22 protein-coding genes are annotated in these 22,175 nt (G+C 63.6%); 10 read left to right on the top strand and 12 right to left on the bottom strand.

Annotated elements, in window-relative coordinates:
• Positions 1 to 265: 265 nt before the first annotated feature.
• Positions 266 to 1,474: a zinc metallochaperone GTPase ZigA gene (gene zigA / locus QUH67_RS08585; protein ID WP_300946245.1), complete on the top strand. Its 1,209-nt coding sequence runs from the start codon at positions 266 to 268 to the stop codon at positions 1,472 to 1,474.
• Between the two features lie 36 nt (positions 1,475 to 1,510).
• Here zigA and QUH67_RS08590 read toward each other — a convergent pair whose 3' ends face one another.
• Genes QUH67_RS08590 through QUH67_RS08605 form a run of 4 tightly spaced genes read right to left on the bottom strand, consistent with a single transcriptional unit; the run spans position 1,511 to position 8,351 of the window.
• Positions 1,511 to 3,574 carry a hypothetical protein gene (locus QUH67_RS08590; RefSeq protein WP_300946246.1) on the bottom strand — a complete coding sequence of 688 codons (2,064 nt, stop codon included), beginning with the start codon at positions 3,572 to 3,574 and terminating at the stop codon, positions 1,511 to 1,513.
• 3 nt (positions 3,575 to 3,577) lie between these two features.
• Positions 3,578 to 6,409, bottom strand: coding sequence for a DUF4159 domain-containing protein (locus QUH67_RS08595; RefSeq protein WP_300947976.1), 2,832 nt, complete (start codon positions 6,407 to 6,409; stop codon positions 3,578 to 3,580).
• A complete protein-coding gene (locus tag QUH67_RS08600; protein ID WP_300946247.1) occupies positions 6,409 to 7,353 on the bottom strand; it encodes a DUF58 domain-containing protein in 945 nt (314 codons plus the stop codon). The genes QUH67_RS08595 and QUH67_RS08600 overlap by 1 nt, the downstream gene beginning before the upstream one ends.
• On the bottom strand, positions 7,353 to 8,351 hold the full coding sequence (locus QUH67_RS08605) for an AAA family ATPase (RefSeq protein WP_300946248.1): 999 nt from the start codon (positions 8,349 to 8,351) through the stop codon (positions 7,353 to 7,355). Before QUH67_RS08605 ends, QUH67_RS08600 begins: the two co-directional genes overlap by 1 nt.
• A gap of 265 nt (positions 8,352 to 8,616) precedes the next feature.
• On the opposite strand from QUH67_RS08605, the gene QUH67_RS08610 reads away from it, so the two are divergent.
• The 4 genes from QUH67_RS08610 to QUH67_RS08625 are packed head-to-tail and all read left to right on the top strand — an operon-like array spanning position 8,617 to position 11,415.
• On the top strand, positions 8,617 to 9,228 hold the full coding sequence (locus QUH67_RS08610; protein ID WP_300946249.1) for a DUF1285 domain-containing protein: 612 nt from the start codon (positions 8,617 to 8,619) through the stop codon (positions 9,226 to 9,228).
• Between the two features lie 20 nt (positions 9,229 to 9,248).
• Positions 9,249 to 9,899: a CoA pyrophosphatase gene (locus tag QUH67_RS08615; protein ID WP_407080447.1), complete on the top strand. Its 651-nt coding sequence runs from the start codon at positions 9,249 to 9,251 to the stop codon at positions 9,897 to 9,899.
• On the top strand, positions 9,896 to 10,159 hold the full coding sequence (locus QUH67_RS08620; RefSeq protein ID WP_300946252.1) for a DUF6111 family protein: 264 nt from the start codon (positions 9,896 to 9,898) through the stop codon (positions 10,157 to 10,159). The genes QUH67_RS08615 and QUH67_RS08620 overlap by 4 nt, the downstream gene beginning before the upstream one ends.
• Positions 10,156 to 11,415 carry a CCA tRNA nucleotidyltransferase gene (locus QUH67_RS08625; RefSeq protein WP_300946253.1) on the top strand — a complete coding sequence of 420 codons (1,260 nt, stop codon included), beginning with the start codon at positions 10,156 to 10,158 and terminating at the stop codon, positions 11,413 to 11,415. Before QUH67_RS08620 ends, QUH67_RS08625 begins: the two co-directional genes overlap by 4 nt.
• 150 nt (positions 11,416 to 11,565) lie before the next feature.
• Here QUH67_RS08625 and QUH67_RS08630 read toward each other — a convergent pair whose 3' ends face one another.
• The 6 genes from QUH67_RS08630 to QUH67_RS08655 all read right to left on the bottom strand — a co-directional run bounded on the left by QUH67_RS08630 (position 11,566) and on the right by QUH67_RS08655 (position 15,266).
• Positions 11,566 to 12,303: an HAD family hydrolase gene (locus QUH67_RS08630; RefSeq protein WP_300946254.1), complete on the bottom strand. Its 738-nt coding sequence runs from the start codon at positions 12,301 to 12,303 to the stop codon at positions 11,566 to 11,568.
• A gap of 143 nt (positions 12,304 to 12,446) precedes the next feature.
• Positions 12,447 to 12,680 (bottom strand): DUF2158 domain-containing protein, encoded by a 234-nt coding sequence (locus QUH67_RS08635; protein ID WP_300946255.1) that lies wholly within the window; start codon positions 12,678 to 12,680, stop codon positions 12,447 to 12,449.
• A 95-nt stretch (positions 12,681 to 12,775) separates the two neighbouring features.
• Positions 12,776 to 13,663 carry an oxygen-dependent coproporphyrinogen oxidase gene (gene hemF, locus QUH67_RS08640; protein ID WP_300946256.1) on the bottom strand — a complete coding sequence of 296 codons (888 nt, stop codon included), beginning with the start codon at positions 13,661 to 13,663 and terminating at the stop codon, positions 12,776 to 12,778.
• 106 nt (positions 13,664 to 13,769) lie between these two features.
• Positions 13,770 to 14,135 carry a 6-carboxytetrahydropterin synthase gene (locus QUH67_RS08645; protein ID WP_300946257.1) on the bottom strand — a complete coding sequence of 122 codons (366 nt, stop codon included), beginning with the start codon at positions 14,133 to 14,135 and terminating at the stop codon, positions 13,770 to 13,772.
• A gap of 16 nt (positions 14,136 to 14,151) precedes the next feature.
• Positions 14,152 to 14,784: a 7-carboxy-7-deazaguanine synthase gene (queE, locus tag QUH67_RS08650; RefSeq protein ID WP_300946258.1), complete on the bottom strand. Its 633-nt coding sequence runs from the start codon at positions 14,782 to 14,784 to the stop codon at positions 14,152 to 14,154.
• Positions 14,781 to 15,266, bottom strand: coding sequence for a tRNA (cytidine(34)-2'-O)-methyltransferase (locus QUH67_RS08655; protein ID WP_300946259.1), 486 nt, complete (start codon positions 15,264 to 15,266; stop codon positions 14,781 to 14,783). Before QUH67_RS08655 ends, queE begins: the two co-directional genes overlap by 4 nt.
• Positions 15,267 to 15,547: 281 nt before the next feature.
• Between QUH67_RS08655 and petA the strand changes: the two genes are divergently transcribed.
• From petA to QUH67_RS34925, 5 genes are all read left to right on the top strand, one after another.
• The gene (gene petA, locus QUH67_RS08660) at positions 15,548 to 16,078 is read left to right on the top strand and encodes a ubiquinol-cytochrome c reductase iron-sulfur subunit (RefSeq protein WP_300946260.1); all 531 of its coding nucleotides are present in this window, start codon (positions 15,548 to 15,550) and stop codon (positions 16,076 to 16,078) included.
• A gap of 65 nt (positions 16,079 to 16,143) precedes the next feature.
• The gene (locus tag QUH67_RS08665) at positions 16,144 to 18,216 is read left to right on the top strand and encodes a cytochrome c1 (RefSeq protein ID WP_300946261.1); all 2,073 of its coding nucleotides are present in this window, start codon (positions 16,144 to 16,146) and stop codon (positions 18,214 to 18,216) included.
• Positions 18,217 to 18,367: 151 nt separating this feature from the next.
• Positions 18,368 to 19,042, top strand: coding sequence for a dienelactone hydrolase family protein (locus tag QUH67_RS08670; protein WP_300946262.1), 675 nt, complete (start codon positions 18,368 to 18,370; stop codon positions 19,040 to 19,042).
• 154 nt (positions 19,043 to 19,196) lie between these two features.
• Positions 19,197 to 20,123, top strand: coding sequence for an NAD-dependent epimerase/dehydratase family protein (locus QUH67_RS08675; RefSeq protein WP_300946263.1), 927 nt, complete (start codon positions 19,197 to 19,199; stop codon positions 20,121 to 20,123).
• Between the two features lie 320 nt (positions 20,124 to 20,443).
• Positions 20,444 to 20,971, top strand: coding sequence for a lysophospholipid acyltransferase family protein (locus QUH67_RS34925; RefSeq protein WP_407080448.1), 528 nt, complete (start codon positions 20,444 to 20,446; stop codon positions 20,969 to 20,971).
• A 93-nt stretch (positions 20,972 to 21,064) separates the two neighbouring features.
• Here QUH67_RS34925 and QUH67_RS08680 read toward each other — a convergent pair whose 3' ends face one another.
• Both QUH67_RS08680 and QUH67_RS08685 read right to left on the bottom strand, forming a co-directional pair.
• Entirely contained in the window at positions 21,065 to 21,616 is a 552-nt protein-coding gene (locus QUH67_RS08680; protein ID WP_300946264.1) for a hypothetical protein, read from the bottom strand.
• Positions 21,617 to 21,627: 11 nt separating this feature from the next.
• Positions 21,628 to 22,152, bottom strand: coding sequence for a hypothetical protein (locus tag QUH67_RS08685; protein WP_300946265.1), 525 nt, complete (start codon positions 22,150 to 22,152; stop codon positions 21,628 to 21,630).
• Positions 22,153 to 22,175: the final 23 nt, after the last annotated feature.

Below are 22,175 nucleotides of genomic sequence, written 5' to 3' on the forward strand. Positions count from 1 at the left end.
GACACCTTCAGGCGGCGAGCGCGCGGTGCGTCAGCGCTCCCTTGCTCGGTCAAACGAATGCGCTTGGATGCTGTCTCGTCTGGCTGGCGGACGACACCGCGGGGGGACCGATAAGGGCCATCATCCCGGTTGGTCTGACGCCGATTTTCCTGGTTGACAGCCCTTCGACTTCGAATGTTATGTTATAATATAACATTTCGGAGCCCCCTCATGCCCCGCCACTCCCCAGTGGGACTCCGTCAACTCAACAGGCTCTTCGATCTCCATGCAAAAACTCCCCGTCACCGTCTTGTCCGGCTTCCTCGGGGCTGGAAAGACCACTTTGCTGAACCACGTGCTGAACAACCGCCAGGGCCTGAAGGTGGCGGTGATCGTGAACGACATGAGCGAGGTGAACATCGACGCCGACCTGGTGCGAGACGGCGGGGCGAACCTCTCAAGGACTGACGAAAAGCTGGTCGAAATGACCAACGGCTGCATCTGCTGCACGCTGCGCGACGATTTGTTGAAGGAAGTCCGCGCGCTCGCCGAGAGCGAGCGGTTCGACTACCTCCTGATTGAATCGACCGGTATTTCGGAGCCGCTTCCGGTCGCCGCGACGTTCGATTTCCGCACGGAAGAAGGCGACAGCCTCTCCGACGTGGCGGTGCTCGACACCATGGTGACGGTGGTCGACGCCGTAAACCTGCTGCGCGACTACGCCTCGTCCGATTTCATCAGGGATCGCGGCGAGTCCCTCGGTGCCGACGACAAGCGGACGATCGTGGATCTGCTGGTGGAGCAGATCGAATTCGCCGACGTCATTGTCTTGAACAAGATCAACGACACGGCCCCCGGCCAGCTGGACGCGGCGCGCAAGATCATCCGCGCGCTCAACCCGGTCGCCGATGTCGTTGAGACTGATTTCGCCAAGGCTCCCTTCGAGCGTATCCTTGACACCGGCCGCTTCGACTTCGCCCGGGCGCAGCAGCATCCGCTCTGGTTCAAGGAACTGTACGGTTTCGGCGATCACACGCCGGAGACCGAGCAGTATGGTGTCGGCAGTTTCGTCTACCGTGCGCGCCGACCGTTCGAGCCGGCGAAATTCCATCAGTTCCTGCGGGAAAGCTGGCCCGGCGTGATCCGTGCGAAAGGGCATTTCTGGATCGCCACGCGTCCACAATGGCTCGGCGAACTGAGCCAGGCGGGCGCCATCGTCCGTACCGAAGGTCTGGGGTTCTGGTGGGCCAACGTGCCTTCTGAACGCTGGCCGGACGATCCGGTCTGGCGGAAATCGCTGAAGAAGAACTGGAACGAACTTTATGGCGATCGCCGACAGGAGATCGTCTTCATCGGCACCGATATGGACGAGGACGCCATCAAGGCGCGCCTCGATGCATGTCTCGTCTCGGGCAAGCCGGGAATGCACGTCAAGGAATGGGCCGGGCTTGCCGACCCGTTTCCAAGATGGCTTCGCGCCGACGAGGCGGCCTAGACTTCCTCGCGGAAGGCGCAACGATCGACGCGGACCTTAGCGCCCCTCGCGCAGCCAGGTCGCCGCGAACGCGCCGAGCAACAGCAACAGCCCGACCAAGCCGGCGAACATCGGCAGCACGCCGACGCCCTTCACCACGCTGGCGTCGCGCATCTTCACGCCCATCCAGCCGTCGCCGTGGAAAATGCCGGAGGCGCGCACCGGCACCACGCGGGGCAGGTCGACGCTGGTGCCGTCGACCACGCGGCGGGCATCGCCGCCGGTCGCCTGCGCCAGCGGCTTCAGCAGCTCGGTGGTGGAGGTGACTTCGGAAAATTCCCGGGGATTGGTCGGTCCGACATTGATCAGCGCCTTCAGCGCGCCGTCGGTGGCCTGCCATAGCCCGAGTTCGTTGGCGGGAAGGGTGGAGCGCCAGGTGCCGGGCTCGCTAGCGGTCAGCTCAAGCTCCTTGGTAGCACCGCTCGGCGATGTCACCGTCACCGGCGGCACGTTGTCGGCCATAGTCTGGCGCAGCACCACGAGGTCCTTGCCCTGGATCTGCAGGCGCAGTGCTTCCTCGTCGAGCTCCGGCTGCTTCATCAGCCAGTGCGAGGTCCGCCGCAACAGGTCCAGATGCGGTCCGCCGCCCTCAAAGCCGCGCGCCCACAGCCAGATGTGGTCCGACAGCAGCAGCGCGACGCGGCCTTCGCCGAAGCGCGACAGCAGCAGCAGCGGCTTGCCGTCGGCGCCCGTCATCACGGGCGCGCCGATCGCGTTGCGCGTATCGACCGTGCGGAAGAACCGGCTCCAGCGCGGCGGCTCGCTGGCGGAGCCTTCGAGGCCGCGCGTCACCGGATGACGTTTACCGGCGTCGCTGATGTGCGCGTAGAACGGCTTTTCGGTGACGCCGACCGGTTCGGCCGGCAGCACCGTGTCGAGCGGTGTGCGCCAGATGCTGGTGGTGGAGGCGTAATCGGGGCCGGCCGATACCAGCACCGCGCCGCCGCCGCGGACATAGCGCGCGATGTTGTCGAAATAGGCGATCGGCAGCACGCCCTGGCGGGCGTAGCGGTCGAAGATGATCAGCTGGAATTCGTTGATCTTCTGCTGGAATAGTTCGCGCGTCGGAAACGCGATCAGCGACAATTCGTTGATCGGTGTGCCGTCCTGTTTCTCCGGCGGGCGCAAAATCGTGAAGTGCACGAGGTCGATGCTGGCGTCGGACTTCAACAGGTTGCGCCACGTGCGTTCACCGGAATGCGGCTCGCCGGACACCAGCAGCACGCGCAGCTTGTCGCGCACGCCTTCGATGGCAACGACAGCGCGGTTGTTGACCAGCGTCAGCTCGTTCTCGAGCGGCGAGGCCTCGATCTCGACGATATTTGCCCCGGCATGCTTGATATCGACCTCGACATTGGAGGTCTGTCCGCTGACGAGATTTCGCTCGCTGATCACCTCGCCGTCGCGGCGGATCACGATCCTGGCGCGCTGGCCGGAGACTCCCTGGTCGTCGAGCCGGTAGGTGATGGTCTGCGGCTGCCCCACGATGCCGAAGCGCGGCGCCGCCGTGATCGCGATGCGGCGGTCGCGCTCGTCCTTGCGCCCGGTGACGAGCGCATGCACCGGCGCCTGGAAACCGAGGGCGGCAGCGTTGGCGGGAATGTCGTGCACCCGGCCGTCGGTGATCAGGAACGCACCGGCCACGCGTTCGACCGGGACGTCCGACAGCGCCGAGGACAGCGCGCCGAACAGCTTCGTGCCGTCGGTTTCGCCGTCGGCCTGCCCGGCCTCGACGACGCGCACTTCCAGTCCCTTGATTTTCTTCAACGTGTCGACCAGCGCTTCCTGCGCCTTCGCCGCCTCCTGATTGCGTGTGCCGAAATTCTGGCTCGGGCTCTTGTCGATCACGACGGCGGCGACCGAGGACAGCGGTTCGCGGTCCTCGCGGGTGAAGGAGGGATTGGCGAGCGCGAGCAAAATCAAAGCCAGCGCGGCGACGCGCACGGCGGCCCCGCGCGCCCGTCCGAACAGCAGCACCGCCGCGATAACGACGATCGCGGCCAGCGCGATCCACAGCACGATGGTCGGGACGAGAGGGGTGAACGCGATGCCGTACTGCATGGCCTATTGCCCCAACCGTTCGATCAACGCCGGCGCGTGCACCTGGTCGGCCTTGTAGTTGCCGGTGAGCGTGTACATCACGATGTTGACGCCGGAGCGGAAGGCGAATTCGCGCTGGCGCGGTTCACCCGGCGTCAGCGGCAGCATCGGCTGCCCGTCCGGGCGGTGCGCCCAGGCGCCGGCCAGATCGTTCGAGGTGATGATGAGGGGCGAGACACCGTCACCGCCGCGCGCCGGGCGTGAGGCCGCATCGTCGTCCTCCTCGCGCGGCAGGGTTTCCACCCAGGTCTGGCCCGAGGTGAAGCGGCCGGGGAAGTCGCGCAGCAAATAAAACGTCTTGGTCAGCACGTGCTCGCGCGGCACCGGTTCCAGCTCGGGCACGTCGAGCGACGAAAGAATTTGCCGCAGCGTCTGCATGCCGGGCGTCTGTGCCGCGCCGTTTTCCCCGGGCGGCGCTTCGACCGCGTCGCGGGTGTCGAACAGCACGGTGCCGCCCTGTTTCATGTAGGCTTCGATCCGGTTGATGGCATCCTGCGGCGGTTTCGGCGCACCCGGCACCACCGGCCAGTAGATCAGCGGGAAGAACGCCAGTTCGTCGCGCGCGGGGTCGATACCGACGGGATCGCCGGCCTCCAATGCCGTGCGCTGCGCCAGGAACAGCGTCAGTCCGGCCATGCCGGCCTTGACGATGGAATCGACGTCGGCATTTCCGGTGACGACATAGGCGAGCCGCGTCTGCGAAACCGCCTTGATGGCGAACTCGTCGTTGCCTTGCTTGCCCTGATTATTGCCTTGCGCGCGCGCCGGCCAGGGCGTTATTGCGCCGGCCGCCAGAATCATGGCCAGCAGAACGGCCGCTGTCGCCGCGCGCCGTCGCCACAAGGCGGCCAGCCCAGCGCCCAGCACCGCGACCACGATCGCATCGAGCAGGAACAGCACCAGCGACGACGACAGCAGGATGCCGCGCAGATCGCGCGGTTCCGCATTCGTATAGGTGGCGCGCTGCGCGCGCAGCGCGGACGTCTCAAGTGGCGCGATGCGGTCGGCGGCGGCCAGCGTGTTGACCGCGATCGGGCCATCGGCCGGGCCGTAGAAGCCCGGCGGATGATCCAGCGTGGCGCGGTCGCGGTAGTCCGCCGGCATCGGCTTGGCGGTCGAGGGCGGCGGTCCGAACGCGCCAAAGCCGTCGAGGGTGCGCAGCGGCGCCACGGTCTCGACATTGGTGGTTTCGCTGGCGACGCCCGCGCCGGGCTTCGACGTATAGCCGGACATGTCGACGATCCGCCGTAGCATCTCGACGAAACTGCCGGACATCGGCAGGTCGGACCAGCGTGAGTCGGCGCCGACGTGGAACAGGCTGACGATGCCCTTGCCGCGATGCTCGCCGGTCACCAAGGGCGTGCCGTCTTCCAGCGAGGCCCAGGTCTTGGTGGCGAGTACCGCGTCCGGCTCGGCCAGCACCTGCCGGTTCACGGTGATGTCTTTCGGCACCGCGAGGCCCGCGAACGGACCGTCGGCGGCGAACGAAGCCAGGTGCTGTGGTTTTTCCCAGGTCAGGCTGCCGCCCAGGATGCGTCCGCCGCGGCGCAGCTTCACCGGCACCAAGTCGTCGTCGGCCTGCGCCAGCCGGGGACCGGCGAAACGCACCAGCACGCCGCCCTGTTCGATCCATGCGTTCAGCCGCTCGCGGATTTCCGGCGACAGCGTGCCGACATCGGCGAGCACGATCATCGGCAAACGTTGATCGAGGAACTGCGCAATCACCTGTTGCGCCGCGCCGCGGTCGCCGAGCCGGACGTCCGCGAATGGCGCCAGCGCGCGGGTCAGATAGAAGGTGGATGCCAGTAGCGGCTGGGCCGTGTCGCTGGTTGCACCGGTGACGACGCCCACCGCGCGCCGCCGCCATCGCTTGTCGAGCAGTTGCACCGCGCCGGCCGAGCGTTCGCCCGCGATTTCCAGCCGCGAGATGTCGTTGCGCAGTTCGACCGGCAGATCGAATGCCGCTTCGGCTTCGCGATCCTGCATGCCGAACGCGTAGCGTGCCTCGCCGATCGGCGCGCCCTTGGCGTCGATGGCGCGGACCACGCCGGCGGCGACGCCGGTGGTGGCGCGCAGTACCTTGACCGTCATCTTGGCCGCGGCGTTTTCGGCGGCGACCAGCGCCTGTGTTGGAACCGCGCCGCCTTCGAACAGCGTCAGCTTGCGCTCGCCGATGGTCTTGGCGAGAGTCTCGACGAATTCAGCGCCGCGCCCGGTATCGACGCCGTCCGACAGCCACGCGATCTCGGCATCGCCGGTGCTTTTCAGGAAGCGGTCGAGGGCAGCGAGCGTGTCGACGCGATCAACTGACCAGGGTTTTGGCGAGATCTGGCGCAGTGCCACCCGCGCGGTGCCGGCCGGCATCAGCGTGATGTCGCGCGTGGTCTCGGACAACGGAACCAGCGCGACGCCGCGGCGGTCGTTGTCCGCGTTGGCGATCAGCTCATCCGCGGCCTTGACCCGCGTGTCCCAGCTTGCCGCGGCACTCCAGCCGTCGTCGAGCAGGATCACCAACGGCGCATTGCTGCCGCCGACCCCGGTCTGCGGATTCCAGATCGGGCCCGCGGCGGCGAGGATGACGAGTGCGGCGGCGGCCAGCCGCAGCAGCGTCAGCCACCACGGCGTGCGCGACGGGGTTTCTTCCTTGGGGCGGATGTCGAACAGCAGCCGCGTCGGCGGGAACTCGATCCGCCGCGGCCGCGGCGGCATCACGCGCAGCAGCCACCACAGCACCGGCAAGCTCAGCAGGCCCAGAAGCAGCAGCGGTTGCGCGAAGGTGAGGGGGATCCCTGCGATCATGCGCTGCGCCCCGCCTTGACGGTCGAGCCGCCCGGGCCGCCCTTGGCCGCCATCATGCCCGAATGCAGGAACAGCAGCAGTTCGGCCGCCGAACGGCTGGTGGTGTGGGTCGAAAACAGCCAGTTGAGCTTGTTGGTTTCGCTGCGGATCTCGTCGCGATGCAGGGCGACCCGCGCGACATAGTCGCTGGCCCAGCTCTCGGCACGGCCGGCGGTGACGACGCCAAAGCCTTCCGGCTCGACAAATTCGACGCGGCCCGCATAGGGAAAGGTTTCTTCGGCGGGGTCGACGACCTGGATCAGCGAGCCATGGGCGCCGGAGGCCGAAAGCCCCGCGAGCATCAGCCTGATCTCGCTCATCGGCGACCACAGATCGGACAGCACGACGATTTCGGCCAGCGCCGACGGCACGAACGACGGCGGCAGGCTCGCGCGCGCCGCGTCGTCATGCAGCAGCGCCTGCGCCATCTTGTCGATCACGTTGCGGTTGGCGGTCGGGTTCATCAGGCCGGGAATGCCGACGCGTTCTCCGCCCGACACCAGCAGCTCGGCGAGCGCGAACGTCACGATCAGCCCGCGCTCCAGCTTGGAGTCGCGCGCGCCCTTGGAGGCGAACGCCATCGACAGCGAACGGTCGGGCCACAGCCACACGGTATGGGCGGCCTCCCACTCCTGTTCGCGGACATAGAGATGATCGTCGCGCGCCGAGCGGCGCCAGTCGACATTCTGCGACGGCTCGCCGGACACGAAGCGGCGATATTGCCAGAAGCTCTCGCCGGCCCCGGCGCGGCGCCGGCCATGCAGGCCATGGATGACGTTGGCGGCGATACGGCGGGCTTCGAGCACGAGACGAGGAAGCGAAGCGGCGAGCGTTCGGCTTTCGCCATCGGCACGTCGGATTGCTAGAATCTCCCTGGTCTCGTGGCTGGTCTCTGCGGCCATCAACCGATCCGCGTCTTCAATTGCTTGATCACGTCGGGAATGGTGCGACCTTCCGCGCGCGCCGAGAAGGTCAGCGCCATGCGGTGCTTGAGAATGGGTTCGGCGAGATCGAGCACGTCGTCGATCGAGGGCGCGAGGCGGCCGTCGAGCAGCGCGCGGGCGCGCACCGCCAGCATCAGCGACTGGCTGGCGCGGGGACCCGGTCCCCAGGCGATCAGCTTGTCGCCGCCATCGGGATCGGGGCGCGCGGCGCGCACCAGCGACAGGATCGCCTCGACGACGCTATCGCCGACCGGCAGCCGCCGCACCAGTCGCTGCGCCGCGATCAGGATTTCAGCGTTCATCGACGCCTTGGCGAGCGTCTCTTCGGCGCCGGTGGTCTCGAACAGGATGCGGCGTTCAGCGTCCCGATCGGGATAGTCGACGTCGATCTCCATCAGGAAGCGGTCGAGCTGCGCTTCGGGCAGCGGGTAGGTGCCTTCCTGCTCCAACGGGTTCTGCGTGGCGAGCACGTGGAACGGTTTCGGCAGGTCATGCCGCGCGCCTGCAACGGTGATGTGCTGTTCCTGCATGGCTTGCAGCAGCGCCGACTGGGTGCGCGGGCTGGCGCGGTTGATTTCGTCGGCCATCAGCAATTGCGCGAACACCGGGCCTGCGATGAAGCGGAACGACCGCTTGCCCGAATTGCTTTCGTCCAGCACCTCGGCGCCCAGAATGTCCGACGGCATCAGGTCCGGCGTGAACTGGATGCGCTTGGCGTCAAGCCCGAGCGTGACACCGAGCGTTTCGACCAACTTGGTCTTGGCGAGGCCGGGAACCCCGATCAGCAGCGCATGGCCGCCGGACAGGATCGTCACCAGGGTATTTTCAATCACCCGGTCCTGGCCGAAGATGACGGTGGAGATCGCTTCCTTTGCGGCGCGAATCTGGCCGGCGACCTGTTCGGCTGAACGAACGATCGCGTCCTCGAGTTTCTCGACACCGTCTGCGCTCGCCATCTGCTTCTCCTTGACCGCTCCATGACACCGCCGGTTGCGTCGTCATGCCAAGATCCTAGTGCTAAACCAGCCTCATGCTAAACCTGTGCAAAGGCCATGTATTCGTTGAATTAAACTATCCCCACATTATCGGCATTTCGGGGTATGAACGGCATCACGTTATGGCGACTTGATCCGCAATAATACGGAACAAATCGTCAGGAACACGTAGCGCGAGACTTGCACCAATCGTGCCAGATCGAGCCGCTGAGAGTCAGGGCAAACAATGGCGAAGCAAGGGCGAACCAGCAGCCAAGGTCTCGAAGGACTAACCGTCGCAGCACGGGAGGCCTCCGACGCTACGCCGGCCGGAAAAGGTCTGCCTCCCGTCCATCTGTGGAATCCACCGTTCTGCGGCGACCTCGACATGCGAATCGCCAGCGACGGCACCTGGTTCTATCTGGGTACGCCGATCGGTCGGCCGGCGCTGGTGCGGCTGTTCTCGACCATCCTCAAGCGCGAGGACGGCAAGCACTTTCTCGTGACCCCGGTCGAGAAGGTTGGCATTCGCGTCGACGACGCGCCGTTCCTCGCGGTCGAGATGCAAAAGGAGGCCGGCGATGGCGGTCGGCTCTTGCGCTTTCGCACCAATGTCGACGATTGGGTGCCGTGCGATGCCGGACACCGCCTGCGATTCGAGATGGCCGCCGATGGCGGGCTGACGCCTTACCTTCACGTTCGTGCCGATCTGTGGGCGAAGGTGACCCGCGCGCTCTATTACGATCTGGTTGACATGGGGGAAGAGCGGGTGGTCGATGGTCAGGCGATGTTCGGCATCGAGTCCGGCGGCGAGTTCTTTGCGATGGCGGATGCGAAGCAGGTGAGGGACGCAGTTTGAACGAGCCGATATTGAAAAAGATGGAGGCGGCTCCGATCAGCGCGACGGAGTTTTTCACGCGCAGCCAGGCGCGACTGAGTTTCGACGTGCCGCCTGGCCTGGTCGATCCCAATATCATTCCGAGAACCGGCGACTCCGGTAACGACCGCATGCTCGAGATCGTGGCGCAGGAGCAGCCAGTGCGACCGGCGGCGGTGCTGATCCCGGTGGTCGATCATCCCGAGCCGACCGTGTTGCTGACGCAGCGCTCGCCGCATCTGTCGAGCCACGCCGGCCAGATTTCCTTTCCCGGCGGCAAGATCGACGCAACCGATACTTCGCCGCTCGACGCGGCCCTTCGAGAGGCGGAGGAGGAAGTCGGCCTCAAGCGCGACTTCATCGAGCCGATCGGCTATCTCGATCTCTATGGCACCGCCTTCGGGTTTCGAATCCTGCCGACGGTGGCGCGGGTCAAGCCCGGCTTTGAGCTGACGATCAACGAGGGCGAGGTGGTCGACGCCTTCGAGGTGCCGCTGTCGTTCCTGATGAACCCGGAAAACCACCAGATCCATTCCAAGGAATTCCGCGGCATGGAGCGATCCTATTACGCCATGCCGTTCGCCGAGCGTTATATCTGGGGAGCGACGGCAGGTATCCTGCGCGTGCTGTATGAGCGGATTTATCTCGCATGATCCGTCCAGTTCTGACCGAAATCGGAATCTTCCTGATTCCGTTCGCAGCTTATGCGGTGTTTCTTCTCGCCACCCGCTCCGGCGTGCTGACGGCGTCGTCCTGGCCGGCGCATCTCGTCGCCAAGCTGGTGCTGGGATCGCTGCTGCTGGTCGTCATCAGCTTCGTCTTTCTCGCGCAATTTTCCGGCGCGCCGCCGGATTCGACCTACATTCCGGCGCATATCGAGAACGGCAGGCTGGTCGACGGAGTAGAGAAATGAGCGAGGCGCGCGTGCTGTCGGACGCGCCCTGGCTCAGTTCCGGTCCGGCCGCGCGCGTGCTCGCCCTGCTCAACGGCGATGGGGAGGAAGCCCGCGTCATCGGCGGCGCGGTGCGCAACGCGCTGCTGCATGTTCCCCTGGGCGACATCGACATCGCGACCACCGCGCTGCCCGACGAGGTCGTTCGCCGCGCCAGGGCGGCCGGCATCAAATGCGTACCGACCGGCATCGACCACGGTACGGTCACGCTGGTCGTCGAATCCCACCCGTTCGAGGTCACGACCCTGCGCGAGGATACCGAGACCTTCGGCCGCAAGGCTAAGGTGGCGTTCGGGCGCGACTGGGTGCGCGACGCGGAGCGGCGCGACTTCACCATCAATGGACTGTCGATCGATGCTGGCGGCGTCGTGCACGACCATGTCGGCGGACTCGCCGATATCGCGGCCAGGCGCGTGCGCTTCATCGGCGACCCCGGCCAGCGCATCGCCGAGGACTGTCTGCGCATCCTGCGCTTCTTCCGCATGCACGCCGCCTACGGCGAGGGTGAGCCCGACCGTGCCGGATACCTCGCCTGCATCGCCGGACGCGCCGGATTGTCGAGCCTTTCCGCCGAGCGCGTGCGCATGGAAATGCTGAAGTTGCTGGTTGCCGAGCGTGCCGCGGTTTCGGTGCAGGCGATGGCGGATGCCGGATTGCTGCAGTCGATCATCGGCGGCGTTGCGTATACCGGCGTGTTCACGGCGATGGTCGCGGTCGAACATGCGCTGACGCTGCCACCGAACGCGGTGCGGCGGCTCGCCGCGCTCGCCGTTGCCGTTACCGAGGACGCCAAGCGTGTTTCGGTGCGGCTTCGGCTTTCCAACGCGGAAACCAAGGCGCTGGACTCCATGGGCCATCGCTGGTGGCGGTTCGCCGGCAAGGACGAGGCCCGCGCGCGGCGGCTGCTCTATCGCTTGGGCGAGGATCCCTACCGCGACCGCCTGATGCTGGCATGGGCGCGGGCAGGGGGCACAGGCAACGGCGCCGTCCAATGGCGCGACCTCGCCACGCTGCCGCAGCGCTGGAGCGCGCCTAAATTTCCGCTGCGGGCGGCCGATTTCATTTCCCGCGGCATTGCCGAGGGGCCCGCGCTCGGCCATGTGCTGACGCTCGCCGAAGACGCCTGGATGGCCGCGGGTTTTCCGCTCGAAGCATCCGCGATTGCCTCAATCGCTGACCAGGCCGCCGCCCGCTTCACCCGCGATCATCGGCTGTGAACCTGCTGTCGGGTTTTGCCGACCTCTCGCTGATCCTCGATGCCGCCGTGATCGTCGGCGGCGCGTCATGATATCAGTGGCGCTGCGGCATTGATTTCGGGCGCAGAACGGGGTGAGGCCGGGTCCCATCCTACTTTGCATGGGGTTGTTTTACAGGTTTTTATCCACAGGGCTCAGCAACTCGGTCAGCGAGCGGATGATGCGGTCGGGCTTCACCGGGGAGTCCGCGGGCAAGCCGTCGCCATGGACGTCGATCCAGATCGCGTAGATGCCGAGCCGCTGCGGCGCCACGACCTCCCATTCCAGATTGTCGCCGATCATCCAGGTCTCGGAGGCGGTGACGCCGAGTGCCTGCATGGCGTGCAGATAGGCGCGCTCTTCCGGCTTGCCGAAGCCGTGCTCGCCCTCGATCTGGATGTGATCGAAACGGTCCGACAGCGCAAAGCGTTCGATCTTGGCGCGCTGCGAGCCCGCCGCGCCGTTGGTCACCAGCGCCAGCTTGACGCCGCGCGCCTTCAACTCGTCGATCGCGTCATGCGCGCCCGGAAACACGAACATTTCCTCTTCGCGGTAGGCCGTGAAGCGGTTGGCGAGCCGCACCGCGAGATCCTCTGATAACGCATGGCCGTCAGCGGCCAGCACGGCAAATCCGCCGGCGACGGTCAAGCGCCGCGCCTCGTCCAGCTTCATCCGCCATTCGGCGCCGGCGACCGACCAGAATTTGCGCGCCGAATCCAGCACTGCGGCCGCGACCTGCTGCGATGTGAACGGTCCGAACTCGGCGGCGAATTCCGCGGCGACGTTGTGCCAGGCGATCTCGGGACGGCCATAGGCCGACAGGATGGTGTCATCCATGTCGATGAGCATGGCACGGGGCAGTTGGGTCATCGTTTCGCGGCCATTTTGCTTTCAGCGCCGAGGCCAGCGAATATTCGCGGCCGATCGCCGCGAATATCAGATACTTTGCATGGGGTCCAATGCCCCGAAGGGCGTCGCCGGGCCTTAGGATGCGGGGCGACGCCGGAAATCACTCAGGACTTCTTCTTCTTGCCGTGGTCCTCGTCTTCTTCCTCTTCGTCGTCTTCATCTTCGTCTTCATCGTCCTCATCTTCCTCGTCGTCGTCCAGATCGAGTTCGGCGCTTTCGAGCACCACCAGTGGCAGCGTCTCGCGGAAGAGATCGCCTTCATTGCCCATCCAGACGCACACCGCCTTGCCGTCGTTGACTTCCTCCACGCAAAGCGGATGGCCGCCCGACTTCAGCATGACGACATCCCCAGGCTTCAAATCCATAGATCAGCTCCTTGACTACATGACACCGGTCCCAACCTAGCGACCGGTCATGACAACTGATCATGCGATCATGGCCACTTTACCTGCGGCGGCATCGACGAGAGGATCGAATCCACATTGCCGCCGGTTTTCAGCCCGAAGATTGTTCCGCGGTCATACAGCAGGTTGAATTCGACATAGCGCCCGCGCCGGATCAGTTGTTCCTCGCGGTCGGCGTCGGTCCAGGGAAGCGCAAAATTGCGCCGGACCAGCTCAGGATAGATTTTCAGGAAGGCCCGGCCGACATCCTGGGTGAAGGCGAGGTCTGCGTCCCAGTCGCCGGAATCGTGCCAGTCGTAGAAGATGCCGCCGATGCCGCGGGCTTCCTTGCGATGCGGCAGGTAAAAATATTCGTCGCACCACTTTTTGTACTTGTCGTAGTCGGCAACGCCGTTCGATCCGGTGCAGGCTTCCTTCATCGCCTGATGGAAGGCCAGCGTGTCCGGGTCCTCCTGGGTGCGACGCCGGTCCAGCACCGGCGTCAGGTCGGCACCGCCGCCGAACCATGCCTTGGTGGTGACAACGAAACGGGTGTTCATGTGCACGGCCGGCACGTGCGGGTTATGCATGTGCGCGATCAGCGAGATGCCCGACGCCCAGAAACGGGGATCGTCGGCCGCGCCCGGAATCTGCGCCCGGAATTCAGGCGCGAACTCGCCATGCACCGTGGAACAGTGCACGCCGACCTTCTCGAACAGCCGCCCGTGCATCATCGACATCACGCCGCCGCCGCCGGGCTTGCCGGTATGGTCGGTGCGTTCCCAGGGCGTGCGCACGAAGCGTCCGGCATCCCCCGGATAGAGCGCAGCCGGCGCATCGTCCTCCAGCCGCTCGAACGCAGCGCAGATGTCGTTGCGTAACGTTTCGAACCAGGCGCGTGCGCGCATCTTGCGGTCGTCGATCAGCGGCATGTCCATGGGGAATTCCCTTTCTCCCCGTCATTGCGAGGAGCGAAGCGACGAAGCAATCCATTTTTCCGCTTTGTGACGCGATGGATTGCTTCGCTTCGCTCGCAATGACGATCTACCCCTGCGGCCCGAAGTATGTGCAGCTCTCGCCGCAACTGTCCCTGAATACGCTGACGCGCGTGATCTTGCCGGCGTGCTGGACCCGCTCCCAGATGAACCGCGAAATGTTTTCCAGCGTCGGCGTGCCCAGCGCCTCGACCTTGTTGAGCAGCTTGTGGTCGAGCGTCAAGCGGACCTCTTCCATGCTGCGCTGGAGCAGGCCGAGATCGATCACCATGCCGGTTTGCGGATCGGGCGTGCCGCGCACGCTCACCTCGGCGCGAAACGAGTGGCCGTGGATTTCCTCGCTGGCCGCGCCGAAGGTCGTCCCTTTCAGCGAATGGGCGGCCTCGAAGCGAAACGATTTCGTCAGTTCCCACATCTTGAGTTTCTGGTTCCTATCTGATGCCGAGCGTCTTGTGTGTCTGCAGGCTGAGCCGCCATTGCGGATGGCGCAGGCAGTAGTCGACCGTGCGGGCGGTGTTTTCGATCGCGTCGGGCCCGTCCATCGGCTGCAGCGAAAACCGTTCGAAATCGAGCCCCGCGAAATCTTCCGGTACCGCTCCCGCCTGCGGATAGACCAGCTTCAACTCGTGGCCTCGGCGCACCACAAGCCCCGCGCCGGCTTTCGGGCTGACACAGACCCAGTCCATTCCGGCGGGCGGTTCGATCGTGCCATTTGTCTCGATGCCGATGGCAAAGCCGCGCGCATGCAGCGCGTCGATGAAGGGGGCATCAACCTGCAGCAGCGGTTCGCCGCCGGTCAGGACCACATAGCGGTTTGTGTTGTCGCCGGTCCATTGCCCGGCGATCACGTCGGCGAGTTCGTCGGCCGTGGCGTAGCGGCCGCCGAGCGTGCCGTCGGTGCCGACAAAGTCGGTATCGCAGAACCGGCAGGTGGCGGTCGCGCGATCCTGTTCGCGGCCGCTCCACAGGTTGCAGCCTGAAAAACGGCAAAACACCGCCGCGCGGCCGGCATGCGCGCCTTCGCCCTGCAAGGTCAGGAAGATCTCTTTGACCGCGTAGCTCACACCTTCTCCGTGAAACCGGTGCCGCCCGCCCCTGGGCGTTCCGTCTGCCGCAGCGCCTCGCCCAATGCCATGGCGGCTGCCATGGCCACATTGAGCGAGCGCAAATCCGGTCTGATCGGGATCGCCACCCGGGCGTCCGCCGCGGCGGCGACCTCGTCGGTTACCCCGGCGGATTCCCGCCCGAACAGCAGGATATCGTCCTGCCGGTAGCTGAAATCCAGATAGGAATCAGCCCCCTTGGTGGTGAACAGCACCAGCCGGAATCCGGCCTCGTTACGCCATTGTTCGAATTTTGACCATGAGTCGTGCCGGGTGAGGGCGACGTGATCGAGATAATCCATTCCCGCCCGACGGAAATGCCGATCCGAGATCGGAAATCCAGCCGGCTCGATGATATGGGCCGCCGCGCCCAAGCAAGCGCAGAGGCGCAGAATCGTCCCGGTGTTCTGGGGGATGTCGGGCTGGAACAGGGCGATGTGCATGGTGTCGGGCTGCGGAAAAGCGGGCGGCATGTATGGATTAAATCACGGCGCGGTACGGATTTAGTGCATTGCACGTTTGCCAGCCGATAGCGGGCTTGCGCTCTTACGGCAAGGGTGCCAATAGAACGATTCTGGACTGCTAGTTCCGCCGGGATTTGGGGGAAGGAACAGCGGTTTTTCTGCCGCCGCGGGGGCCGCGGGCGCCGGCAGCCACTTCAGGCCGCGTGTTCAACGTGTCCGGGGCGGTTGCGCCGGCTGCAGACAAGAAAGGGCTTGGAATCGTGACGACAGCGTCTTCGGCGGACCATCCGACACGCCGTGATTTCCTCTATGTTGCAACGGGATCCGTCGCCGCCGTCGGTGCGGCCTTCACGGTGTGGCCGCTGGTTTCCCAGATGAATCCGGACGCCTCGACGATCGCGGCCGGTGCGCCGATCGAGGTCGACCTGACGCCGATCGCCGAGGGGCAGGACATCAAGGTGTTCTGGCGCGGCAAGCCGATCTACATCAGCCACCGTACTAAGAAGCAGATCGAAGCGGCCCAGAACGTTGCGCTTGCGAGCCTGCCCGATCCGCAGCCCGACTCGGCGCGCGTCAAGGCGGGGCATGACCAATGGCTGGTCGTGATTGGTATCTGCACCCACCTCGGCTGTATCCCGATCGCCCATGAGGGCGCCTACGATGGCTTCTTCTGCCCTTGCCACGGCTCGGTCTACGACACCTCGGGCCGCATCCGTCAGGGACCTGCGCCGACCAATCTGCCGGTGCCGCCCTACACATTCGTTTCCGACACCAAAATCCAGATCGGCTAACGGCCCGGGCGCCAGCCCGGGATCCCTTAATCCGTCGCGTCGTTTACTTCCTCAGGATCGCATCAATGAGCGGACCATCCGATTTCCAGCCGACCAATCCCGCCTTGAAGTGGATCGAACGGCGCCTCCCGATTATGGGACTCATGCATTCCTCGTTCGTGGCGTACCCGACGCCGCGTAACCTGAACTACTTTTGGACCTTCGGCGCCATCCTCTCGATGATGCTGGGCGTGCAGATCCTGACCGGCGTGATCCTGGCGATGCACTACACGCCGCACGCCGATCTCGCCTTCAAGTCGGTCGAACTGATCGTCCGCGACGTCAACTACGGCTGGCTGCTGCGCAACATCCACGCCTGCGGCGCTTCGATGTTCTTCTTCGCCGTCTACATCCACATGTTCCGCGGACTCTATTACGGGTCGTACAAGGAGCCGCGCGAAGTGCTGTGGATCCTCGGCGTCATCATCTATCTCTTGATGATGGCGACCGGCTTCATGGGCTACGTGCTGCCGTGGGGCCAGATGAGCTTCTGGGGCGCCACCGTCATCACCAACCTGTTCTCGGCCGTGCCGTATTTCGGCGAGAGCATCGTGACGCTGCTGTGGGGCGGCTATTCGGTCGGTAATCCGACGCTGAACCGCTTTTTCTCGCTGCACTTTCTGCTGCCGTTCGTGATCGCCGGCGTGGTCGTGCTGCACGTCTGGGCGCTGCATGTCGCGGGCCAGAACAATCCGGCCGGCGTCGAGCCGAAGACCGCAAAGGACACCGTGCCTTTCACGCCGTATGCAACCATGAAGGATGCGTTCGGCGTCTCCTGCTTCCTGCTGTTCTTCGCCTGGTTCATTTTCTACATGCCGAACTATCTCGGCGATCCCGAGAACTACATCCCGGCCAACCCCGCTGTTACGCCCGCGCACATCGTGCCGGAATGGTATTACCTGCCGTTCTACGCGATCCTGCGTTCGATCCCGAACAAGCTTGCCGGCGTCGTCGCAATGTTCGGCGCGATCGTCGTCCTGGCGTTCCTGCCCTGGCTCGACAGCGCGAAGACGCGTTCGTCGAAGTACCGTCCGCTGGCCAAGCAGTTCTTCTGGATGTTCGTCGTGGTCTGCATCGGGCTCGGCTATCTCGGCGCCCAGCCGCCGGAAGGCATCTATGTGATCGTCGGCCGAATCCTCACGTTCCTCTACTTTGCGTACTTCCTCATCCTGCTGCCGGTGCTCTCCCGAATCGAGAAGCCGCGTCCGGTGCCGAATTCGATCGCCGACGACGTGCTGGCCAAGTCGGGCGGCAAGGCTGCGACGATGGTGTCGAGCGTGATTGCGCTGATGGTCGCCGGCGGCTTGCTGCTGGGCGGCGCCGAGAGCGCGCGCGCGGCGGAAGGCGGACCCAAGCCGCCCGGCGAGAAGTGGTCATTTGCAGGCCCCTTCGGCAAGTTCGACCGCGGCGCATTGCAGCGCGGCCTGAAGGTCTACAAGGAGGTCTGCGCGTCCTGTCACGGCCTGTCGTTCGTCGCCTTCCGCAATCTCGCCGAACCTGGCGGCCCCGGTTACTCGGTCGCCCAGGCCGCGGCCTTTGCCTCCGAATACAAGGTCAAGGACGGCCCGAACGACGCCGGTGATATGTTCGAGCGGCCGGGCCGGCCCGCTGACTATTTCCCGTCGCCGTTCCCGAACGAGCAGGCGGCGCGCGCGGCCAATGGCGGCGCCTATCCGCCGGATCTGTCGCTGATCAACAAGGCGCGCAGCTACGGCCGCGGCTTCCCGATGTTTCTGATCGACTTCTTCACGCAGTATCAGGAACAGGGCCCGGACTACGTGGCTGCGCTGCTGCAGGGCTATGAGGACAACGCGCCAGCCGGCTTTACGCTGCCGGAGGGCTCCTACTACAACAAGTATTTCCCCGGCCACGCCATCAAGATGCCGAAGCCGCTGAGCGACGGGCAGGTGACCTACGACGACGGTTCGCCGGCGACGGTGGCGCAATATGCCAAGGACGTCACCACGTTCCTGATGTGGACGGCGGAACCGCACATGGAGGCGCGCAAGGCGCTCGGCCTGCAGGTGTTCGTGTTCCTGATCCTGCTCACCATCCTGCTGTATTTCACCAAGAAGAAGGTCTGGGCCAACGCCCACTGATCACCTCTTGGTCGCACGTTTCGGAAAAGCCCCTGCGGGGGCTTTTTTGTTGCCCTGACCCGACATGCGCGCACGTATCGAGCGATTGCTTCCGAAACGCGCTGCGGACAAAATGCCAGCCAATCAGCCAGAAATCATACGGAGGAACCTCATGGGTACCAGCATCACCTTCAAGCGGCCGGACGGCAAGGATGCGGCCGGCTATCTCGCCAACGCCGCGCGCGGCAATGCGCCGGGCGTGGTCGTGATCCAGGAATGGTGGGGCCTGCAGGACCAGATCAAGGGCCTGTGCGACCGCTTCGCGGTGGCCGGCTTCGATGCGCTGGCGCCCGATCTCTACAAGGGCACGGTGGTGCCGTATCACGACACGGACGCGGCCGGCAAAGAGATGAACTCGCTGGATTTCATGGACGCCACCACGCAGACCGTGCGCGGCGCCGTGCAATACCTGTCGCGTAACGGCGCCAAGGTCGGGCTGACCGGCTTCTGCCTCGGCGGTGCGGTGACCATCATCGGCGCGGCCAAAATTCCGGAACTTGCCGCCGGCGTTGTGTTCTACGGCATTCCACCGGAGCAGGCGGCCAAGCCCGCGGACGTGATGATTCCGTTGCAGGCGCACTTCGCCAACAAGGACGACTGGTGCACGCCGCAGGTGGTCGACGCCTTCGAAAAGGGCATGAAGGCCGCCGGCAAGTCGCTCGAGATATTTCGCTATGACGCCGAGCACGCCTTCGTCAACGAGCAGCGGATGTCCGTGCACGACCGCCAGGCCGCCGAACTGGCCTGGGGCAGGGCGACGGATTTTTTCAAGAAGCATCTGGGCTGAACAGTCGTACTTGTTCGTCATTGCGAGCGAAGCGAAGCAATCCACCTTTCTTTGTGACGAGGTATGGATTGCTTCGTCGCCTCCGCCTTCGCTCTTCGAGCTACGGCGGACAAGTCGCTCCTCGCAATGACGACGGCGGGCTATGGTAGGTAAAATGAAAATCTTCTGCACGGGCGCGTCGGGCTATATCGGCGGATCGGTAGCGGCGCATCTCATCGCCGCCGGGCATCAGGTGAGCGGTTTGGTGCGCTCGCCAGACAAGGCCGAGGCGGTTCGTGCCCGCGGCATCGAGCCGGTGATGGGCACGCTCGATGACAGCGCCGTCCTCGCGCAGGCGGCGCGCACCGCCGACATCGTCGTCAATGCCGCGAGCGCCGACCACAAGGGCGCCGTCACAGCACTGCTCGACGCTCTTGCCGGCAGCGGAAAACTGTTCGTCCACACCTCGGGCTCCAGCATCGTCGGCACGCGCGCCAAGGGTGGGCGCTCCGATGCGGTGTTCGACGAGGACACGCCGATCACGCCGTCACCGGCGCGCGCGGCGCGGGTCGCGCTCAACGAGTTCATTCTCGCCTATCGCGACAAGGGCTGCCGCCCGGCCATCGTCTGTCCGAGCCTGATCTACGGCGACGGACTTGGGGCCAACCCCAACAGCGTGCAGATCCCGTTGCTAATCAAGCTCGCCAAAAAGCGCGGCAACGCGGCGCACGCCGGGCCCGGCGAGAACGTCTGGTCCAACGTGCACATCGACGACCTCGTGACGCTCTACGCGCTGGCGATCGAGAAGGCCCCGGCCGGCAGCTTCTATTTCGCCGAGAACGGCGAACTCTCGATGCGCGACGCCTGCGTCGCCATCAACCGCATGCTGGGTTTCGCGGGACCGCCCGCCGCGATGTCCATGACCGAAGCCGCCGCCGAATGGGGCGAGGGCACTACGGAAGACACCATGGCTTCCAACAGCCGCGTCCGCGCCAGACGCGCGCGGCAGCTTGGCTGGAAGCCGAACGCACGTGGGCTGATCGAGGAGATCGAGCAGGGGTGTTATCGTGAGATGCTTCGCTTTTGGCGGCCTCAATCGTGACGAGATAATTTGGCGGCGCTGTTCACATATCCGGTGGATCATCTTGGTCGTGAGTTCATCGGAGCGCATCTCGTCTGACACTAACGCCTGCGACTTGCTGAGATTGCGAGAATACGAAAGGATGCGCGTAGTGGTTGATATGCGAGACTCAAATGTTACGTCGCAAGATTCGGGATCTATTTTTGGGGGAGCTGATAACGCTCTATTTGAGGAGCGTTTGGCGGACACGACTCGATCTCAAAATCGTTCCAGATGGCATACAGGACGCGGCGAACTATGTTTGGCCGTGCATCTTCGCAACGTGGCATGGCCAAAACTACATGCTACCTTTTTTTCGAAGGGATGGAGATGATATCGATATATTAGTTTCTCGTCACAAGGACGGGGAGCTTATGGTTCGAGCTCTATCTCGATTCGGATTTGGCATTATACGTGGCTCTGGAAACAGACGCTGGGATCGTCGCGGCGGCACTGGCGCGGCTAGGGCCTTGCTTGGTTCACTAAGTCACGGTAGATCAGTAGCATTGACCGCGGACGTACCTACGATCAGGCGCAAAGCTGGGCCCGGGATAATCAAGCTCGCATTTCAATCCGGCCGACCAATTGTGCCTATGGCTGTCGCAACAAGCCGGCGTCGCATTCTGCCAAAGACATGGGATTTAACATCGCTTCCGTGTTTTTTCAGCAAAGTGGTGTTTGTGGTTGGTTTGCCGATCTATGTTACGTCGGACGGTTCCGCAGATGGCTGGGCAGCAAAGCGGGACGAACTTGAGCGCGAGTTGGACAAACTGAACTCGCAAGCAATCAAAATCGCAACGGCATACCGGAGGCAAATAGCCGAAGCATGAAGAACGAGTAGGCTGTCTCAGCGAGCCATACAGACCTGCCCTGAAATTGAAAATCACTTTCTCCGTCGATCTGACACGTTAGCGCAGCATCATCTACTCGATCTCAACTACCGCCTTTACTACCTCTCTTACGTCTTCAACAAAGTGCACCGTTGCATCTTGGAGGTATTGAGGGCGCAATTCCATGAAAGTTCGAGCTGATCTAATGTCACCGCCGTTCTTAGAGAGGTCATCAAGAAACTGATGTACATCAGTTTCAAGGTCGACTCGCTGTTCCTTCCATATATCCATTACCCTAACGATTTTTTGAGCTGCATCGGAAGTTAGTATCAATTTGCGCTCTGTCACATACGAAAGCAGGAAGCCATAGAGCTTCTGTTTGAAATCAAGGTCTACGATGTAATCTTCGAGATATGGAACCAGCGTTACTCCCTCTAGCCCGCGAGGATTTTGTGTTTCGAGCGCGTGTCCAATCTTTCTGGCCAATTCTCTTTCCAAGCCATCTGACGAGGGAACACGAGACTTCAGAACTTCGCGAAACTGAAGCCGCAGCTTCCGACGATTTTCATTTCGATATACGATAATGCATCCGATTAGGCCTGCGAAGACAGCTAACGTCGCGATGACGAACTCGAAATAATCCATCTGATTTCCGCTCATGGCAACGTTTTACGCGTTCTGGGCTGTGGCAGTTTTGCCCGCTTCGCCCGTGCGGCTCGACACTCATCAGAAACAAAACAGTGTTGTTGGAGATACGAAAAGATGCAGGTGCCAATCATGGAAGCGAGAGCAATATAGAAAAGCAATCGTGGTTTGTGCGCATTCTGAGGGGCATACGCCGCCTTAAAGTATTGCTGGACGCATATCATGGCCAAAGCGATGACAGCAAAGGAGGTAAGGAATGTCCATCTGCCGACACCGTTCCAACCATCAAGCCTGGTGAAGGAAAGTATTGTATTGGAAAATGCTGCAATTGCGATTACGAGACCGGCAAGTGCAAGGTCCGGAATTCCAAAATAGAAAGCGTCCAATTCGAAATTATCAGACAGATGCCAAAACACTGCCCAAAAATAGGGTAGTAGAGCGACAGCAGCTGAAGACCAAAATGCTCGCAATCTTTCACGTCTTAATTCGTCTTCTGTCATCGGTGGAAACGAAAATTGAATTAGATCAGGACCCATGGAGGCATCTCCTGAATGCAATC

The sequence above is a fragment of the Bradyrhizobium roseum genome (assembly GCF_030413175.1).
GTDB lineage: Bacteria > Pseudomonadota > Alphaproteobacteria > Rhizobiales > Xanthobacteraceae > Bradyrhizobium > Bradyrhizobium roseum.

Excerpts from the sequence above, each read along its gene's own strand:
- QUH67_RS08685 (WP_300946265.1), bottom strand. The coding sequence starts at position 22,152 with ATGGGTCCTGATCTAATTCAATTTTCGTTTCCACCGATGACAGAAGAC.
- zigA (WP_300946245.1), top strand. The coding sequence starts at position 266 with ATGCAAAAACTCCCCGTCACCGTCTTGTCCGGCTTCCTCGGGGCTGGA.
- QUH67_RS08645 (WP_300946257.1), bottom strand. The coding sequence starts at position 14,135 with ATGTGGGAACTGACGAAATCGTTTCGCTTCGAGGCCGCCCATTCGCTG.
- QUH67_RS08615 (WP_407080447.1), top strand. The coding sequence starts at position 9,249 with ATGGAGGCGGCTCCGATCAGCGCGACGGAGTTTTTCACGCGCAGCCAG.
- QUH67_RS08635 (WP_300946255.1), bottom strand. The coding sequence starts at position 12,680 with ATGCTGAAGTCGGGCGGCCATCCGCTTTGCGTGGAGGAAGTCAACGAC.
- QUH67_RS08605 (WP_300946248.1), bottom strand. The coding sequence starts at position 8,351 with ATGGCGAGCGCAGACGGTGTCGAGAAACTCGAGGACGCGATCGTTCGT.
- QUH67_RS08630 (WP_300946254.1), bottom strand. The coding sequence starts at position 12,303 with ATGACCCAACTGCCCCGTGCCATGCTCATCGACATGGATGACACCATC.
- QUH67_RS08610 (WP_300946249.1), top strand. The coding sequence starts at position 8,617 with ATGGCGAAGCAAGGGCGAACCAGCAGCCAAGGTCTCGAAGGACTAACC.
- QUH67_RS08665 (WP_300946261.1), top strand. The coding sequence starts at position 16,144 with ATGAGCGGACCATCCGATTTCCAGCCGACCAATCCCGCCTTGAAGTGG.
- QUH67_RS08670 (WP_300946262.1), top strand. The coding sequence starts at position 18,368 with ATGGGTACCAGCATCACCTTCAAGCGGCCGGACGGCAAGGATGCGGCC.
- QUH67_RS08680 (WP_300946264.1), bottom strand. The coding sequence starts at position 21,616 with ATGGATTATTTCGAGTTCGTCATCGCGACGTTAGCTGTCTTCGCAGGC.
- QUH67_RS08600 (WP_300946247.1), bottom strand. The coding sequence starts at position 7,353 with ATGGCCGCAGAGACCAGCCACGAGACCAGGGAGATTCTAGCAATCCGA.
- hemF (WP_300946256.1), bottom strand. The coding sequence starts at position 13,663 with ATGGACATGCCGCTGATCGACGACCGCAAGATGCGCGCACGCGCCTGG.
- QUH67_RS08655 (WP_300946259.1), bottom strand. The coding sequence starts at position 15,266 with ATGCACATCGCCCTGTTCCAGCCCGACATCCCCCAGAACACCGGGACG.
- QUH67_RS08620 (WP_300946252.1), top strand. The coding sequence starts at position 9,896 with ATGATCCGTCCAGTTCTGACCGAAATCGGAATCTTCCTGATTCCGTTC.
- QUH67_RS08625 (WP_300946253.1), top strand. The coding sequence starts at position 10,156 with ATGAGCGAGGCGCGCGTGCTGTCGGACGCGCCCTGGCTCAGTTCCGGT.
- QUH67_RS08675 (WP_300946263.1), top strand. The coding sequence starts at position 19,197 with ATGAAAATCTTCTGCACGGGCGCGTCGGGCTATATCGGCGGATCGGTA.
- QUH67_RS34925 (WP_407080448.1), top strand. The coding sequence starts at position 20,444 with ATGCTACCTTTTTTTCGAAGGGATGGAGATGATATCGATATATTAGTT.
- QUH67_RS08590 (WP_300946246.1), bottom strand. The coding sequence starts at position 3,574 with ATGCAGTACGGCATCGCGTTCACCCCTCTCGTCCCGACCATCGTGCTG.